At 72.7% G+C, this 16576-nt stretch carries 11 protein-coding genes and 1 pseudogene; 9 read left to right on the top strand and 3 right to left on the bottom strand.

Features of this window, described 5'->3' with window-relative positions; genetic code table 11:
- Positions 1 to 3 precede the first annotated feature (3 nt).
- Complete coding sequence (locus tag QOL88_RS00975) at positions 4 to 636, top strand: Rv1733c family protein (RefSeq protein ID WP_097214628.1); 633 nt, start codon at positions 4 to 6, stop codon at positions 634 to 636.
- A gap of 57 nt (positions 637 to 693) precedes the next feature.
- Here QOL88_RS00975 and QOL88_RS00970 read toward each other — a convergent pair whose 3' ends face one another.
- The gene (locus QOL88_RS00970; RefSeq protein WP_257027361.1) at positions 694 to 825 is read right to left on the bottom strand and encodes a hypothetical protein; all 132 of its coding nucleotides are present in this window, start codon (positions 823 to 825) and stop codon (positions 694 to 696) included.
- An 89-nt stretch (positions 826 to 914) separates the two neighbouring features.
- Here QOL88_RS00970 and tap point away from each other — a divergent pair, with 89 nt between their 5' ends.
- Positions 915 to 2996 carry a telomere-associated protein Tap gene (tap, locus tag QOL88_RS00965; protein WP_097214627.1) on the top strand — a complete coding sequence of 694 codons (2082 nt, stop codon included), beginning with the start codon at positions 915 to 917 and terminating at the stop codon, positions 2994 to 2996.
- A 71-nt stretch (positions 2997 to 3067) separates the two neighbouring features.
- A complete protein-coding gene (gene tpg / locus QOL88_RS00960) occupies positions 3068 to 3625 on the top strand; it encodes a telomere-protecting terminal protein Tpg (RefSeq protein WP_097214626.1) in 558 nt (185 codons plus the stop codon).
- Between the two features lie 101 nt (positions 3626 to 3726).
- Here tpg and QOL88_RS00955 read toward each other — a convergent pair whose 3' ends face one another.
- Positions 3727 to 4188, bottom strand: coding sequence for a hypothetical protein (locus QOL88_RS00955; protein WP_257027359.1), 462 nt, complete (start codon positions 4186 to 4188; stop codon positions 3727 to 3729).
- Positions 4189 to 4717: 529 nt separating this feature from the next.
- Between QOL88_RS00955 and QOL88_RS00950 the strand changes: the two genes are divergently transcribed.
- Together QOL88_RS00950 and QOL88_RS00945 are read left to right on the top strand one after the other, a co-directional pair.
- The gene (locus QOL88_RS00950; protein ID WP_097214625.1) at positions 4718 to 8584 is read left to right on the top strand and encodes a Pls/PosA family non-ribosomal peptide synthetase; all 3867 of its coding nucleotides are present in this window, start codon (positions 4718 to 4720) and stop codon (positions 8582 to 8584) included.
- Positions 8585 to 8661: 77 nt separating this feature from the next.
- Positions 8662 to 10005, top strand: a complete 1344-nt coding sequence (locus tag QOL88_RS00945; RefSeq protein ID WP_097214624.1) for a M1 family metallopeptidase — start codon at positions 8662 to 8664, stop codon at positions 10003 to 10005.
- A gap of 45 nt (positions 10006 to 10050) precedes the next feature.
- On the opposite strand, the gene QOL88_RS00940 is transcribed toward QOL88_RS00945, so the two are convergent.
- Positions 10051 to 11514 (bottom strand): hypothetical protein, encoded by a 1464-nt coding sequence (locus QOL88_RS00940; RefSeq protein ID WP_257027355.1) that lies wholly within the window; start codon positions 11512 to 11514, stop codon positions 10051 to 10053.
- Positions 11515 to 11690: 176 nt separating this feature from the next.
- On the opposite strand from QOL88_RS00940, the gene QOL88_RS00935 reads away from it, so the two are divergent.
- The 4 genes and pseudogenes from QOL88_RS00935 to QOL88_RS00920 form a co-directional block, all read left to right on the top strand.
- Positions 11691 to 12341: a LysE family translocator gene (locus tag QOL88_RS00935; protein ID WP_097214623.1), complete on the top strand. Its 651-nt coding sequence runs from the start codon at positions 11691 to 11693 to the stop codon at positions 12339 to 12341.
- Between the two features lie 133 nt (positions 12342 to 12474).
- The gene (locus QOL88_RS00930; protein WP_097214622.1) at positions 12475 to 13029 is read left to right on the top strand and encodes a snapalysin family zinc-dependent metalloprotease; all 555 of its coding nucleotides are present in this window, start codon (positions 12475 to 12477) and stop codon (positions 13027 to 13029) included.
- Positions 13030 to 13742: 713 nt separating this feature from the next.
- Positions 13743 to 14684: a bis(hydroxyethyl) terephthalate hydrolase gene (gene bdeA, locus QOL88_RS00925; protein WP_097214621.1), complete on the top strand. Its 942-nt coding sequence runs from the start codon at positions 13743 to 13745 to the stop codon at positions 14682 to 14684.
- Between the two features lie 225 nt (positions 14685 to 14909).
- Positions 14910 to 16529, top strand: a pseudogene (locus QOL88_RS00920) (LuxR C-terminal-related transcriptional regulator); the annotation flags it as partial.
- Positions 16530 to 16576: the final 47 nt, after the last annotated feature.

The following is a 16576-nucleotide window of genomic DNA, read 5'->3' as shown; positions in this document are numbered from 1 at the left end:
ACCATGCCCGGCCGCACACCCCCGCCCCAGCCCCCACCGCCGCATCCGCGGGAGCTGCCCCGGGTCATGTTCTGGCGGCTGCGGCGCAACCCCCTGCGCCGCCGCAGCGACCTGGCCCAGGGGTGGACCGGCCTCGGCCTGACCCTGGCCGTGCTGGCGGCAACCCCCCTCGCCCTGTTCCTCGTCGGCGACGCCGCCCACCGCCACTACGCCCGCACCGCCCAGCACCAGGCCGCCACCCGGCACCCCACGACCGCGGTACTCGTCGAGGACGCCCGTAGCCACCCCGAACCCGGCTCCGCCGAGGCGAGACAGACCCTCTACCCGACCAAGGTCCGCTTCACCGACCCCCACGGACGCATCCGCACCGCTCACGCCGAAGCCCAGCCGGACCTGCCCAGGGGCACCATCATCCGCGTCTGGGCCGACACCGACGGAGCACTCACCGATCCGCCCCTGAGCCCCGATCAGATCCGCAACCGTGCCATGGGCTCCGCGCTGATCGCCGTCCTGGGCGTCCACGTCGCGGCAGCCGCCGCCTACGGCACGGTTCACCGCCTCATCCGGCACCGCAACCTCGTGGCGTGGGAAACCGCCTGGGCCGTGACAGCCCCCCGCTGGACGACATCACCCTGAAGGGGCCCGCACCCTGACGGGCCGGGCCCAAGGGGGCACATGGTGCCCGAGCGGGGATCAGGCGTGGTGCACCTCCGCGGAGCGACCGACGCGCAGATGGCTCTCCTGCGGCCGCAGAGCGCTGACCTCGGTCCAGTCCTTGGCGAAGCTGCCCGCTGGGATGACCGTGACGTCCGGCGACCACACCACGCCCTGTGAATTCCCGCAGACGGGTTAAGGGAACGGGTTAAGTGGTGGGGTAAACCTTGGTAGGCTCCCCGGCGAGGAGGTAGACCGACATGGCATCCGAGGAAGAGCTGTTCGCGAGCGTGGACGCTCTGCTGGAGGAGGAGCCGCAGCTCCCGCCCCCGGCCGAGCGGGCCCGGCTGCGCGAGGCCGCCGGGATCACCCAGGCCCGTCTCGCCCAGGCGTTGAAGACGACGACGCAGACGGTGAAGAACTACGAGAACGGCCGCTCCGAGCCCAAGTCGCCGCGTCTGGAGGCCTACCAGCGTCTGCTGCGCGGCTGGTCGGAGAAGTACCCGGCGCACGGCGTGCCCGCCCCCTCCCGGCAGGAGGCGCCGAAGACGGTCGTCGTCCCGCCCGCGGCCGAGGGCCCGAAGCCGGGGAGCGCCGCGCCCACCCCAGCCGCACCCGAGCGCCGCCCGGCGGCGTCATCGAGGCGCCCGGCGAAGCAGCCCCCGCAGCCCGTGTCCGACGCGCGCTTCCCGCACGGCCCGCTGGCCGTGCTGGACGCCGACGGTTCCGCGTACGGCGTCGACGGCATCGTCCTCGACTGCCCCGCCACCTCCGTCCCGGAGCTGGTGGAGTGGACGCTGCACGAGTCCGGCGTCGGTGCCGCGCGCCTGCACCGCAACGGCAAGGACTCCGACCCGCTGATCGTCCTCACCGCCGCGGCCGCCGTGAAGCTCGGACTGCCGGAGCGCCTGGAAGGCCACGAGCAGCGCCGCAACCTACGCCTGCCCGACGACCACCCCGTCGTCCAGCAGGTGAAGAAGGCGAAGTGGCAGCTCACCCAGCGCGGCTTCGGCCCCTGGGCGCGCGTCTACCGCAAGGCGCAGGGCACTCAGCGACAGTGCGTACAGCTGGCCGTCCTCTCCTGGGGCGCCCTCGACGAGCGGTCCTGGCCCGGCGTCGCCGCGATGGAACCGGCCGACATCGCCCGCGTCCTCGGCGTCTACGCCCGCCGCGTCATCACCCCGCGCGGCTCCACCGCCGTTTCGGGCCTGGAACTGATGACGGCCCTGCGCCCGCCCACCCGCGCCGTACGGGACGAGACCACAGGCAACTGGGTCGCCGGCCACAACCCGGGCAGCCTCGGCACCGAACCGATGGACCCGGCGCCGCCGGAGGCCACCCAGGAACATCCCGTGGTCGTGGGCTCCGGCTGGAAGGGCGGCTTCCTGAACGAGGAGGCCTACCAGTGGGTGCGCGACGTCGACCTGCTGAGCGACGAGGAGTGCCATCTGCCCTACGCGGTCGGCCTGGACCTGAACACCGCGTTCCTCGCCGCCGCCGCCCGGCTCACGGTCGGCCTGTCGGCACCGGACCACTTCCACGGCCCGCAGTTCAACCCGAAGATCCCCGGCTCCTGGCTGGTCGACCTCTCCCACGTGGAGCTGGACCCCCGCCTGCCCAGCCCGTTCACGCCGACCGGCGAGCGACCCGACGGCCCGGCCTGGTACCAGACCCACACCGTCGCCTACGCCCAGGAACTCGGCTACAACGTCCAGCCGCTGGAGGCGTACCTGCGGCGCGAGACCGGCGCCTACCTGGATCCGTGGCACGACCGGCTCAAGACCGCCTACCTCGACACCCTCGCCGACCTCGGCGTCACCCGGGACCTCGACGACCGTGCCTTCCTCGCGGCGATGGAGCGGCACAAGGACGCCGATCCGGCCCTGGCCGCGGTCCTCGGGGCGATCAAGGCCACCGTCAAGGGCGGCATCGGCAAGCTGCGTGAGCGCCCCCAGGGCCGTCGCTACCGGGACGGAGAGCGCTGGCCGGCCCTGGAACGCCCGACCTGGCGCCCCGACATCCGCGCCGCCGTCATCTCCAAGGCCCGGGTCAACATGCACCGCAAACTGCTGAACATGGCGAAGCTGACGGGCCTGTACCCGCTCGCGGTGCTGTCCGACTGCGTCGTCTACCCGAGCCCCGGCCCCAGCCCGCTGGACTTCCTGCCCTACGCGGCCTCCGGCAAGCCCCAGCCCGGCGGCTTCCGCCTCGGCCCCAGCCCGGGCCTGGCGAAACCGGAAGGCGTCCAGGAGATGCTCTGGGCAGTGGACCTGATGGAGAAGGGCTACAACCCGGCCCGCCACATCAAGGGCGGCGACGCCGTCCTCGACGAAGGGGAGTAGGGCTGTGACCGTGACCGCGCATCAGCCGGGCCGCCACCCTGACGGCCCGACTCGCGAAGGGAACTGACGCCGTGGGAGAGATCGACGACGCCATCGAGCGCGCCGACCAGGAGGCCTTCACCCGGGAACCGCCCAAGACCCTCAAAGGCCAGATCAACTTCCTGATGAGGCAGCTCAAGACGACCCGGGCGGTGGCGGCGGAGCTCGGGGTGAGCCAGCGGTCGGTGGAGCGTTACCGCACGGGCGAACGCAGGCACCCGCCGCGGGACATCCAGCGCAGGATCGACACGGCCGTACGGTCCCGTTGGCAGCCCCAGGTCCGCAAGCGCCGGCGCAGGCAGGCCGCGGCCACGGGCGGCATCACCGTGGAGACGCGGGCCCGCTTCGGCTACACCGCACCGATCGGCACCACCGACGACGGCCGCTTCCGCCGCCTCACCGTGCACCTCACACCGGAGCACGCCCGCCGCCTGTTCGAGGCACGCGACACCGGTGCCGGCGACCAGGAGATGCGGCAGATCATCGCGGACGGCTTCAAGGAGGTGTACTTCCAGGACGGCGGCGTCCGCGCGATGGACCTGTCGGACGTGGCCATCAACGACATCGACTACCTGGATCTCGACTACTAGAGGACGTTTGGAAGCAGCCGTTGCCGCCCTCCGGGTGAGCCGAAGCGCGATAGGTGTCACAAAGGCAGGTTTGTTGTCACCGAGGTCGGCGGCTATGTCCTTTACCGAGAGTCTTGTCCGCCGACCCCGGAGTCGTGTCCCTCGACGGGCCGATGTGGTCGGCGCTCCGGAAGCCGTGTGATCGCGGCGCTCACTGCCAACCCGAGCGTGACACCGACAGCGGCGGCGACGCTCTGCGCCCAGGCATTGTCGAGGGAGTCGGGCAGGACGGCGCTGGTGAGCCGGGTGGCGCCCATCAGGACTGCTACAGCGGCCAGTGCGGCTGGCCAGCGGTGCGGTACCCCGTCGCTGATGTCGTCGACGATATAGAAGAGGAGCAGCATCGCCATGACGAAGCTGCCGTCGAAATCATCCCAGCCGAGCGCAGTGAACCCGGCACCGAAGGCAAGCGCGACCAGCCAGAGCACCACCAGTCGCCGGACGGACGTGGGCGGCTGTCGCCTCGCACCATGCCAAGGCCAGAAGAACCGTGTGATGTGCTGGACGATCGCGTACTTCTGCATGACTCGCGTCCTGATCCCCCGGGGTAGCCGGCTCCTGCCGGCGCTCAGTGGTAGGACGCACAGGAGCAGGACGCGGTTGTGGTGAAGTGTCGCCGCATGGAACCGCCTCGGGGAGCCGGATGCTGTCGATCCTCGCTCCTGGTGACAGAAGGGCTGCCGAGTGAGCATGTGTGACAAGCCGCGTGCTTCGCTGGTGACAACCAGGCCGCTCCGACGGTCCTGTACACCGGTTCTTCTGGCTCCCCTGGTGACAACTTCCGTGCTTCGGCTCACCGGGCCGTCCATGGAGGGCGACCTGATCATCGGTGTGGGAGAAGTCTCGTTCGCCGGAAGACCCCCTGGTCAGCATCAGTGCCGTCGGCCCCGTCCCACCCTCGTACGGCTGCCCCAAGTGGCGTTCCGAAGCGCCCAAATCTAGCGTCGTACTAAGATTTCCGGCTTGTTACCGAGCTGGAGTCGGACAACCCCAGGCATACCTGCGGGCCCGCCAGCGCCCCGGAGGCATCCGGGCTCGAGACGCGAGGACCGGATGGCAGCCATACGGGAGAGCGACGCTCTCGGCCTGCTCGGCGATGAGCTCGGCGCGGAGATCCAGCAGGAGTTCGGTGACGCGGCCCGCTTCTCGGGACGCCCGGCGGCTTCGCCCCGCACCCTCGTCGACATCTTCGACGCCTCCGTGCGGTCGTATCCGGAGGAGCCCGCCCTGGACGACGGCACGACCAGCCTCACCTACCGGGAACTCGCAGCGGAGGTGGAGCTGCTGCGGCGACAACTCGGCTCCGCCGGGGTCGGGCGCGGGGACCGGGTCGGAGTCCGCGTGCCGTCCGGCACCAACCAGCTGTACACCGCGATCCTCGCCGTACTCGCGGCCGGCGCGGCCTACGTCCCCGTCGACCACGAAGACCCTGACGAGCGGGCCGAGTTGGTGTTCGGCGAGGCGGACGTGCGGGCCGTCGTCGGCGCCGGACACGAGATCACCGTGCACGGTGCCGGCGAGACCCCCGCCGCACGCCCCGGCGTCGGGGACGACGCGTGGATCATCTTCACGTCCGGCTCCACCGGCAAGCCCAAGGGCGTCGCCGTCTCCCACCGCAGCGCCGCCGCGTTCGTGGACGCCGAGGCCGCGTTGTTCCTCACCGAGGAGCCGATCGGCCCCGGCGACCGGGTCATGGCGGGGCTGTCCGTGGCGTTCGACGCCTCCTGCGAGGAGATGTGGTTGGCCTGGCGGTACGGCGCCTGCCTGGTACCGGTGCCGCGTTCGCAGGTCAGGAGCGGCGCCGATCTCGGGCCCTGGCTGGTCGAGCAGGAGATCACCGTCGTGTCGACCGTGCCCACGCTCGCCGCCCTGTGGGAGCCGGAGACCCTCAACGACGTACGGCTGCTGATCTTCGGCGGTGAGGCCTGCCCGCCGGAGCTGACCCAGCGGCTGGTGACCGAGGGGCGCGAGGTCTGGAACACGTACGGTCCGACCGAGGCGACCGTGGTGGCCTGCGCCTCGCTGATGAGCGGTCAGGAGCCGATCCGGATCGGGCTGCCCCTGGACGGCTGGGAGCTGGCCGTCGTCGACGAGGCCGGAGAGCCCGTGCCCATGGGCGGCAGCGGACAGCTGGTGATCGGCGGGGTCGGTCTCGCCCGGTACCTCGACGCCGAGAAGGACGCGGAGAAGTACGCGCCCCTGGAACCCCTGGGCTGGGAGCGGGCGTACCGCAGCGGCGACCTCGTCAAGGCGGAGCCCGAGGGGCTGGTCTTCCTCGGCCGGGCCGACGAGCAGATCAAGCTCGGCGGGCGGCGGATCGAGCTCGGCGAGGTCGACGCCGCACTCCAGGGCCTGCCCGGGGTCGCCTCAGCCGCGGCCGCCGTACGCACCGCCCGCAGCGGCAACCAGCTCCTCGTCGGCTACGTCGTCACCCAGGACGGCTGGGACCACGCCACCGCCGTCGACACACTGCGGGCCGAACTGCCTGCCGCGCTCGTGCCGCTGCTCGCCCCGGTCGAGGAACTGCCCACCCGCACGTCGGGCAAGGTCGACCGGGGCGCCCTGCCCTGGCCGCTGAAGGACCTGGAGACGGGCGGCCCCGCCGAGCAGCTCTACGGCACCGAGGCCTGGCTCGCCGAGCAGTGGACCGAGGTGCTCGGCATCCCGGTCACCAGCGCCTTCGACGACTTCTTCGCGATCGGCGGCGGCAGTCTGTCCGCCGCCCAGCTCACCACCCGGCTGCGCACCCGCTACCCCGGCGCGGCCGTCCTGGACATCTACCAGCAGCCCGTGCTGCGCAAGCTCGCCCGCCGGCTCGAGAAGTCGGCGCGGGACGAAGAGGCCAGGCGCACGATCACCCCTGTGCCCAGGCGCGCCCAGGCAATCCAACTACTGCTCCTCGTGCCGCTCTTCACCCTCCTCGGGCTGCGCTGGACCGTGGCACTGGCCGCACTCGGCAATCTGCTGCCCGCCTACGCGTGGCTGCCCACGGCCCCCTGGTGGCTCCTCGCGGTCGCAGCCGCGGCGCTGTTCAGCCCGCCGGGGCGGCTCGCCCTGGCCGCAGGCGGCGCGCGACTGCTGCTGCGCGGCGTGAAGCCCGGCCGGTACGCGCGCGGAGGCGGCGTACACCTGCGGCTGTGGACCGCCGAACGGCTGGCCGAGTTCAGCGGCGCGACCTCGCTGACCGGCTCCTGGCTGGAGCGGTACGCGCGGGCGCTGGGCGCCAAGGTCGGCCCGGACGTCGATCTGCACTCGCTGCCCCCGGTCACCGGCATGCTCAAGCTGGGGCGGGGCGCGGCCGTGGAGTCCGAGGTGGACCTGTCCGGCTACTGGCTGGACGGCGACCGGCTGGAGGTCGGCACGGTCAAGGTGGGTGCCCACGCCGTCGTCGGCACCCGCAGCGTGCTCTTCCCCGGCGCCCGGGTGGGCAAGCGCGCCGAGGTGGCCCCTGGCTCCGCCGTCACGGGACAGATTCCCACCGGTCAGCGGTGGGCGGGCGCGCCCGCGGTCAAGCTCGGCAAGGCCAAGCGCAACTGGCCGAAGGAACGGCCGCGCCGGGGCACGCACTGGAGCCTGATGTACGGCCTCACCGGCCTCGCACTCACCGCGCTCCCGGTGCTCGCGGGGCTGGCCGCGCTCCTCGTGGCCCGCGCCTTCGTCACCCCCGGATCGGTCCTCACCGGCGCCGCCCTGGCCGTCGTACCGGCGACGCTCACCTACGGACTCGCGTACGCGCTGCTGCTCCTGATCGCGGTACGGCTGCTGAGCCTCGGCCTGCGCGAGGGGACGCACCCCACGCACAGCCGGATCGGGTGGCAGGCCTGGACGGTCACGCAGCTGATGGACCGCTCCCGCGAGACGCTGTTCCCGCTGTACGCCGGGCTGGTCACGCCGGTGTGGCTGCGGTTGCTCGGCATGCGGATCGGACGCGGCGCCGAGGTGTCGACGGTGCTGGCACTGCCCAGCCTGACGACCGTCGGCGAGGGCGCGTTCCTGGCCGACGACACCCTGACCGCGCCCTACGAACTCGGCGGCGGCTGGATGCGGATCGGCCGGGCCGAGATCGGGCGGCGGGCCTTCCTCGGGAACTCGGGGATGACGGCGCCCGGACGGAGCGTGCCGGACGGCGGGCTGGTCGGCGTGCTGTCGGCGACCCCGAAGAAGGCCAAGAAGGGCACCTCCTACCTGGGGCTGCCGCCGGTCAAGCTGCCGCGCGCCGCCGCCGACGGAGACCAGAGCCGCACCTACGAGCCGCCGGCCCGGCTGCTGTGGGCGCGCGGCCTGGTGGAGCTGTGCCGGATCGTGCCGGTGTTCTGCTCGGCGGGCCTGGCGGTGCTGACGATCGCCGCGCTGTGCGCCCTGGGGGCCTGGGCGCCGCTGCTGTCAGGGCTGGTGCTGCTCGCGGCGGGCGGGGGCGCGGCCCTCGTCTCGATCGTCGCGAAGTGGGCGCTCGTGGGGCGGCACCGCAGCGGGGAGCACCCGCTGTGGTCGTCCTTCGTGTGGCGCAACGAGCTGGCGGACACCTTCGTCGAGGTCCTCGCCGTGCCGTGGCTGGCGGGCGCGGTGCCGGGCACACCGGTGATGACGGCCTGGCTGCGGGGCCTGGGCGCCCGGATCGGCAGGGGCGTGTGGGTGGAGAGCTACTGGCTGCCCGAGACGGACCTGGTGACGCTCCGGGACGCCGCCACCGTGAACCGGGGCTGCGTCCTTCAGACGCACCTCTTCCACGACCGGATCTTGCGGACGGATACTGTGGTCCTCCGTGAGGGCGCGACGCTGGGCCCTGGCGGGATCGTCCTGCCCGGCAGCACGATCGGGGCCCGCACCACGCTGGGTCCCGCGTCGCTCGTCATGGCCGCGGAGTCCGTCCCCGACGACACCCGCTGGCTCGGCAACCCGATCGAGGCATGGCGCCCCTGAGCGCGGGTCACTCGGGGCCGGGAGGCGACGCACCGGCAGGCAGTGGCAGCAGCGCAGCGCAGGGAGAGCAGACGGCAGTGGCAGTCCAGCAGGCGGCGGGCGCGGACCCGTACTTTCCGGAGCACGGCGACCCCCGGTACCGGGTGCACCGGTACGAGCTCGCGCTGGACTACCGCCCGGGCCCGAACCGGCTCTCCGGGACGGCCCGCGTCAACGCCATAGCGGGACGGGCGCCGCTCACCGAGTTCGTGCTGAACCTGGCCGACTACAAGATCGGCAGGGTCCGCGTCGACGGACGCCAGCCGCACTACACGCACCGCGGCGGCAGGCTGCGCCTGCGTCCCGCCAAGCCGGTCCGCGCCGGGGCGCCCTTCACGGTCGAGGTGCACTGGTCGGGCAACCCCGAGCCGGTGAACAGCCCCTGGGGCGGGCTCGGCTGGGAGGAACTGGAGGACGGGGCGCTGGTGGCCAGCCAGCCGATCGGCGCGCCGTCGTGGTACCCGTGCAACGACCGGCCCGCCGACAAGGCGTCCTACCAGCTCTCGATCACCACGCCGTCGGCGTACGCGGTGGTGGCGGGCGGACGACTGCTGACCCGGACGACGAAGGCGAGCACCACCACCTGGGTGTACGAGCAGTCGGCGCCGACCTCCAGCTATCTGGTCGGCCTCGTGATCGGCAAGTACCAGACGGTCCTGCTGGGCGACCCGGGCCCGGGCGGGGTCCCGCAGCACGGGCACATCCCCGCGCATCTGCTGGGCGACTTCTCTCGGGACTTCGCACGCCAGCCGCAGATGATGGAGGTGTTCCAGGAGCTCTTCGGGCCGTACCCGTTCGACGAATACGCGGTCGTGGTGACCGAGGAGGAGCTCGACGTGCCCGTCGAGGCACAGGGACTGTCGCTGTTCGGCGCCAACCACGTGGACGGGGCACGGGGCTCGGAGCGACTCGTGGCGCACGAGCTGGCGCACCAGTGGTTCGGCAACAGCGTGTCGATCGCCGACTGGCGGCACATCTGGCTCAACGAGGGATTCGCGAAGTACGCGGAGTGGCTGTGGTCGGAACGCTCAGGCGGGCGTACGGCGGAGCAACTCGCGGCCGCCGCCCACCGGTTGCTGTCGTCGCTGCCGCAGGACCTGAGACTGTCGGATCCGGGGCGCAAGTCGATGTTCGACGACCGGCTCTACGAACGCGGCGGGCTCGTCCTGCACGCCGTGCGCCGCGCGCTGGGCGACATCGCCTTCTTCCGCATGCTGCGCGGCTGGGGGCACTTGCACCGGGGCGGCACGGTCACCACCGCGGCCTTCACCGCGCACGTGGCGCGCTTCGCGACCGAGCCGGTGGACGAACTGCTGCAGGCGTGGATCCACGGGACGACGCTGCCGCCGCTGCCGGGCGCCGAGAGGCGGGCGGCGGGCTAGGACCGCCGGCCGGCGCTGATGTCGCGGCGCTGACCGACGCCGCTATCAGCGGGGAATGCCCAGGGCGTCGAGGTACTGGTGCATGACCTCTGCCGGGAGGCCGGGGTTGCTCAGGGCCCGGGAGGAGAGCTCCGGGTTCCTGCAGCTCTCCAGGACGAGGTCGACCGGCAGGGCGGGGTGCGCGGCGGCCATGCCGCGTACGCGTCCGTCGGGATCGGCGAGCAGCCGGACCACCACGGCGGCCGGTGCCTGCGCGTCGAGTCCCACCAGCCACCTCTTCTCCGGGTCCGGGTCGTCGGCGAAGCGCCGCCCGGCGCCCGTGCGCGGGAAGTTGGCGTGGCCGAGCAGACCGCCCTTGGTGATGACCTTGCAGTCCAGGTAGGTCTGCAGCACGACCTCGCCGTCGACGCTCGGCTGGTTCTCGCACAGCAGGAGTCTCACGGGGTAGTCGTCGTCCTCGGCGAGCAGCTCGACGGCGTCGGCGGGCAGGTGGGGAGCGCAGGCGGCGCTGCGGCGCAGGAGGATGTTGGCGGACCGGGCGCACCGGCGCAGCACGTCGGGATCGGCACACCGGCGCACCCATTCGACCGGATACAGGCGGTCGGACGAGGTGATGGTGATGTCGACGGCGGCACGTTCGCTCTCCGTCAGCTCGGGGCGTACCGACACGGCCAGCCGGACGCTGTGCGCGTCGTCGTCGGCCAGCGTGCGGACGATGTCGATGGACACGGCGAGGTTGGCCGCCAGTTCGCGCCGATCCGCCGCTTCGCCGCTCGCCGCGAGCCGTTCGGCGGTCGCCGTGCTCATGGCACCGTGGCGGATCACCTCCTGCCGGGCGAAGGAGCCGAGGTCCGAGTCGAGCAGGAGGTCGGTGTACCCCGCGTCGTCGCGGCAGGCCTTCGTCATGGCCGCCTGACGTACGTCCTCGTCGACGTCGCCGAGCAGACGGTTGCGGGTGTCGTCGGAGAGCAGGCCCCACGCGCGGCACGCCGCCTTCCGGAGGCCCGGGTCCTGGTGGTCGGCCAGCCCGGCGACCAGATCCGGAGCCGTGAACCGGCAGTTGGCCGTGCTGTGGCGGACCCGTGCTTCCCGGTCGGCGAGCAGGCGCTTCTGGACGGCCCCGGGCAGGGGCTCCACGGGGATGCGGAACCAGTCGGGTCCGTAGGCCAGAGCCTCGCGCACCCGTGCGTCGGGATCGTCGACGAGCCGGGCGCGTTGTTGCGGCGTCACCGAGGGGTTCGCCGCGAACACCGACCGCAGCCTGTGGTCGGGATGCGCGACGATCGCGTCGACCACCTCGCCCGGCAGAGCGCGCCAACCCATCGCGTCCCGGGCGGCGATGGCTTCCTTGCTCAGGAGTCTGGTCAGTACGTCGACCGGTGCCGCCGGGTTCCGCGCGATGGCATCGATCGTCTCGCGGTCAGGACCCTTGGTCGTACATGGTTCCCCCTGTTCGCCTGCGGTGACGCAGGCCCGCAGATTGTGCTCGTGCCTCCTGTGCGAGGTCAACGCCGGAGATCACGCTCGTCCAGGGGTGCGGGTTCAGCCCTCGTTCCGGCCGCCGGGCTGTCCGGGCGGCCCGCATGGGGGTACTCGACGGGGCCGGCGGCTCGGTCTTCGGCGCGCAGAGGCGTCAACGGGCCCTGACTGCGGGTGGTTTCGCAGGGTGCGGGAGTGGAGGGCGGATGACGGTCGACCTGGTCGGTTTCCTCGGTGTTGTGCTGGTGGCGTATGTGGTGCCGGGCCCGGACTTCCTCGTGGTGGTCAGATCGGCGACCGAGGATCCGTCGAAGGGCAGGGCCGCTGCGCTGGGCGCGCAGACCGGGTTGTGCGTGCACATGCTGGCCGCGGCGGCCGGTCTCTCGGTGATCGCCACCCGTTCCCCCCTGGTGTACGACGGGATCAAACTGATGGGGGCGGCCTACCTCGTGTATCTCGGTGTGCGCGCCGTACTGGCCGCCCGCCGGGCCGCCCGTGAAAGGCGGAACGCCAACGAGGTCGCCTCTCAGACCCCTCGGGAGGGCGGGCCCGTCCGGGGACGCCCCCGGTCCGGATTCACCCAGGGATTCCTCACCAACGTGCTCAATCCCAAGGCCGCCCTCTTCTTCCTCAGCGTCCTGCCCCAGTTCGTCGAGGGCGACGGTTCTCCGGCCCGGCAGATCTTCTTCCTGGGCATGCTGGACGTCGTCATCGGCGTCGCCTATTGGTTCGCACTCGTTGTCGTCGCCGCGCGACTGCGAGCCCTGCTCTCCAGGCCGACGATCCGCCACCGCTGGGAGCTGACCACTGGCTGGCTGTTCATCGCCCTCGGCGTCTCGGTGGCGGCTGTCGCCTGACAGCGGCCTGTTGCGCGGGTGCGCGCGCCCGAGTCCGCGGGCGCGAATTGACGGATTCAGCGGTGACCTTGCCGGGCAATGGGCTAAAGAGTGTCATGAGCACGACTGCCCTTTCCCCACAAGGAGGTCGATCATGCACGTCCGAATGCTGACCGGCGGCCTCGCCGCCGCCTGTCTGGTGTCCTTGACCCTGACGGGTGGCCAGGCCGCGGCCGCTGCCCCCGATGCACCACTCGCCGCCCGCGTCCTGACCTATGACGCCGGCGGCTCCGCGGAGTTCAAGAGCGCCGTCGAGCGGGGCGCGGCAATCTGGAACGAGAGTGTCGACGCCGTCGAGCTGCGGCCGGTCGCATCCGGGCAGCGAGCGAACATACGGGTCCTCGCGGACAACGGCTGGCCGCGCGCGCTGCCCACCACTCTGGGCAACGGGACGGTGTACATCGGGCGCCAAGCCGTCGACCAGGGCTACAACACGATCCGCATCTCCGCGCACGAACTCGGGCACATCCTCGGCCTGCCGGATCGCAAGCCCGGACCGTGCTCGAGCCTGATGTCCGGTTCCTCCGCGGGCACTTCGTGCACGAATCCGTATCCGGACGCGTCGGAGAAGGCGGAGGTCGAAGGGAACTTCGGCGCCGAACTCGCCGGGTCGGCCCCGGCGATGCGTACCGAGGTGATCGTGGACTGACGCGTGCGGCGCCGCGCGTGAGAAGGCGCCGCGCGTGAGAAGGCGCCGCGCGTGAGAAGGCGCCGCGCGTGAGAAGGCGCCGCACCCTCGCTCGCGACGGTTCCCCTGCCCTCATATCGGACGGCGGGGGAGCCGGCCGGGCTTGCACGTCGAATCCGCGCTCGTCCTTCCGCTGCGGTGCCCGAGCCCGCGGAGCAGGCACCCCGAGTTGGGCCACCCCGCCTTCAGGCCCCCACCGCAGACGTGCGCTCGCGCCCGTGCCCGCCGCCTCGACCGCTGCCGTTCTCGCCGTCGAACATCGCGATGTTCTGCACCGGCCTGCTGCCCAACTGGCCCCCACGCCATCCTCGCCTGGCCGGGCAGCCCCGTGTCCCCGCTGTCCAGGGCCGGGCCGGCCCGCCACGAGCCCCGCGTCCACCGTGCGCTCGGGCGGCCCACGGGCGCCGCACTGTTCGGCCTCGGCCTCGCGGTCGTCGGCACTACCAGCCGACAGGCGCCCCGGGGCGATCGCCGCACGACGGCCCCCAACGACGGGCGTGTCCCCGGCACCGGCCGTACAAGACCGGTGACATTGCCGGTCCCCGCGTGGCAGCCCCTCCCTGACAGTGGCACGGCCAGCCCGACGGCGGTGCCCACCGCGGGCACGCGGCAGACGCCCCAGGTCCCGTGTGCCCGCGAACGGCCGACCGCCACGACAGAGAGGACGACTCGTCGTGCAACTCCACCCCCACACCGACTCGCCCACGCGCAACCGTGGCCCCCTCGGGCACCGGGCCCGACACCGTGCCGGACGACTGGCCGGCGCCGCCGCGGCACTCGCCCTCGCCGTCGGCCTGGGACCCCTGAACAACCCGGGGGCCCACGCTGCGGACAATCCCTTCGAACGCGGCCCGGCCCCCACCACCTCCAGCATCGAGGCGCTGCGCGGCCCGTACGCCGTGTCGCAGACCTCCGTCTCCTCGCTGTCCGTCACAGGATTCGGCGGCGGCACGATCTACTACCCCACGAGCACCAGCGACGGCACCTTCGGGGCGGTGGCCGTCTCGCCCGGCTACACCGCCTACGAGTCCTCCATCGCCTGGCTCGGACCGCGCCTGGCCTCGCAGGGCTTCGTGGTCTTCACCATCGACACCCTCACCACGCTCGACCAGCCCGACTCCCGCGGCCGTCAGCTGCTGGCCGCCCTGGACTACCTCACCGACCGCAGCTCGGTGCGGACCCGCATCGACGCCTCGCGTCTCGGCGTCATGGGCCACTCGATGGGCGGCGGCGGCAGCCTGGAGGCCGCCAAGTCGCGTCCGGCCCTCCAGGCGGCGATCCCGCTGACTCCGTGGAACCTCGACAAGACCTGGCCCGAGGTCACCACCCCGACCCTGATCTTCGGCGCCGACGGCGACACCATCGCCCCGGTCGCCTCCCACGCCGAACCCTTCTACTCCAGCCTGTCCTCCTCGCTGGACCGGGGATACCTGGAGCTGAACTCGGCGACCCACTTCACGCCCAACTCGTCGAACACGACGATCGCGAAGTACAGCATTTCCTGGCTCAAGCGGTTCATCGACAACGACACCCGCTACGAGCAGTTCCTGTGCCCGGTGCCCCGGCCGAGCCTGACCATCGAGGAGTACCGGGGCAACTGCCCGCACGGTTCCTGACCCGTCCCGCGCACCGCGCCGCGGGGCCCGGGGCCGTGGCAGAGGGGGACCGGCGGCGGACGCGCGCGAGGCGTCCGCCGCCGGTGGCGTGCCCGGGCACTCCCGAAGCGGCCGTCCGTTGGGCCGCCGCACAATCCGTCCACCGGTCGGGACCGGTCAACGCGCAGGTGGAGCCAAGGGTTTGCACGCCGGAGGGCGCGGACGTAAGCCTTCCGGTCTTCCCTACGCGCAAGTAGCCTCCGTGAAATGACGGGAGACAGCAGCAGGGTGCGAACGGCTCCCCGCGCACGGAGCCGGAACGGCCGCGACGCCGCCCGATCGGCCACCGAGGACCGCGGCCATGCCGAACTCGCTCGCGGCAAGCGCCAGTTGTTCGACGGTCCGGTCGGCGACGCCCGCGAGACCCTGCTGCTGGCCGCGTCCCTATTGGCCCCCGAGGCCCCGGACACCGCTGAAGCCGCACGCCTCTGCGCCACCGACGCCGCCTGGGCATCCGGCGACGTCATGATCTGTCTGACCATCCTCGACGGCACCGGCCTCACGGAGCGGCCCGACGGGGACGCCGCACCGGGCACCGTCACAGCCGAGGACTTCTCCGGCGAGAGCGCGCTGTCACCCGACGCCAGAAGCCTCACCGATGCCCCGGACCCCTTCTTCCGGGACTACCGCGACGGTATGCGTGCCCTGCTGGCCCGGCGGCCGGAGCACGCCGTCGGGCCCCTGCGGCGCGTGCTGGACCGAGCCTGCCGCGACGACCGGCCGGAGCGGCTGCTGCGGGCGGCTTCGGCGGCCCTGCTGCTCGGGGACGTCCACGCGGCCCGCACCGCCGGGGCCCGCGCCCTCGCGGCCGCCCGGACCACCGACTCCGCCGCGTGTGAAGCACGCGCCCTGGAGTACCTGGCCTACGGCGAACTGCGCGCCGGGCGTCACGCGCAGGCGCGCGCCCACGCCGAGGAGGGCGTGCGCGCGGCGCTCGTCGCCGGCCACCGCAACACCGCGGCGAGCCACCACGCGATGCTCGCCCTGGCCGCTTCGATCGAGGGGGACACCGCCGCGGTGGCCGGGTACGCCTCGGCCGCCCTGGCCACCGCCCGCCGCCACGGCCTGGCCCAGGCCGCGACCCTGGCCGAGTGGGCCACCGCCCGCGCCGACCTGGCCCGCGGTCGTCCCCTGGACGCCGCCGACCGGCTCGGGCCCCTGGTCGGTCCCGGCCCGCGGCGCGGTCACTTCGCCGTCTGGATGCTCGCCGTGCCCTGCTTCGTGGAGGCCGCGGTGCTGGCCGGGCAGCCGGAGGACGCGCACGGCGTCGTCTCCGACCTCGCCCGGTGGGCCTCCTTCGGTGCCGATCCGCACGCGCCCGCCCAGCTTGCGCGCTGCCGCGCCCTGCTCGCCGCGGACGACCGGGAAGCCGACGACCTCTACTTGCGGGCGCTCGCCCTCCACGACGAGTCCGGCGGCGACTTCGAGCGCGCCCGCACCGAGCTTCTGTACGGCCGGTGGCTGCGGCGTCGCCGCAGGCTGCGGGAGGCGCGCGGCCGGCTCGGAGCCGCCCTGGTCGGCTTCGACCGCTGCGGCGCCGGAGCCTGGGCCGACCAGACGCGCGGCGAGCTGCGCGCCAACGGCGCCGCGTCCGGGAAGGAACGGGCCGTGGGGCTGTCGGGGCTGACGCCGCAGCAGCTGCGCATCGCACGCCACGTGGCCGAGGGCGCCACCAACCGGGAGGTGGCCCATCGGCTCGCCGTCAGCACCCGCACGGTCGACTATCACCTGCGCAACGTCTTCGCCGCCCTCGGCGTGCGCTCCCGCATAGAACTGGCCCGCATGGTCGATCAAGAGCAGCGCTGAGCCCCCCGGAAATCTAGGCGGCCGCATCGAGAAGACGCCGCACGACC

This window comes from Streptomyces sp. Ag82_O1-12, from assembly GCF_900182715.1.
Lineage (GTDB): Bacteria > Actinomycetota > Actinomycetes > Streptomycetales > Streptomycetaceae > Streptomyces > Streptomyces massasporeus.
Note: the sequence above shows the minus strand (reverse complement) of the source record. Positions and strands in the feature narration are given on the sequence as shown.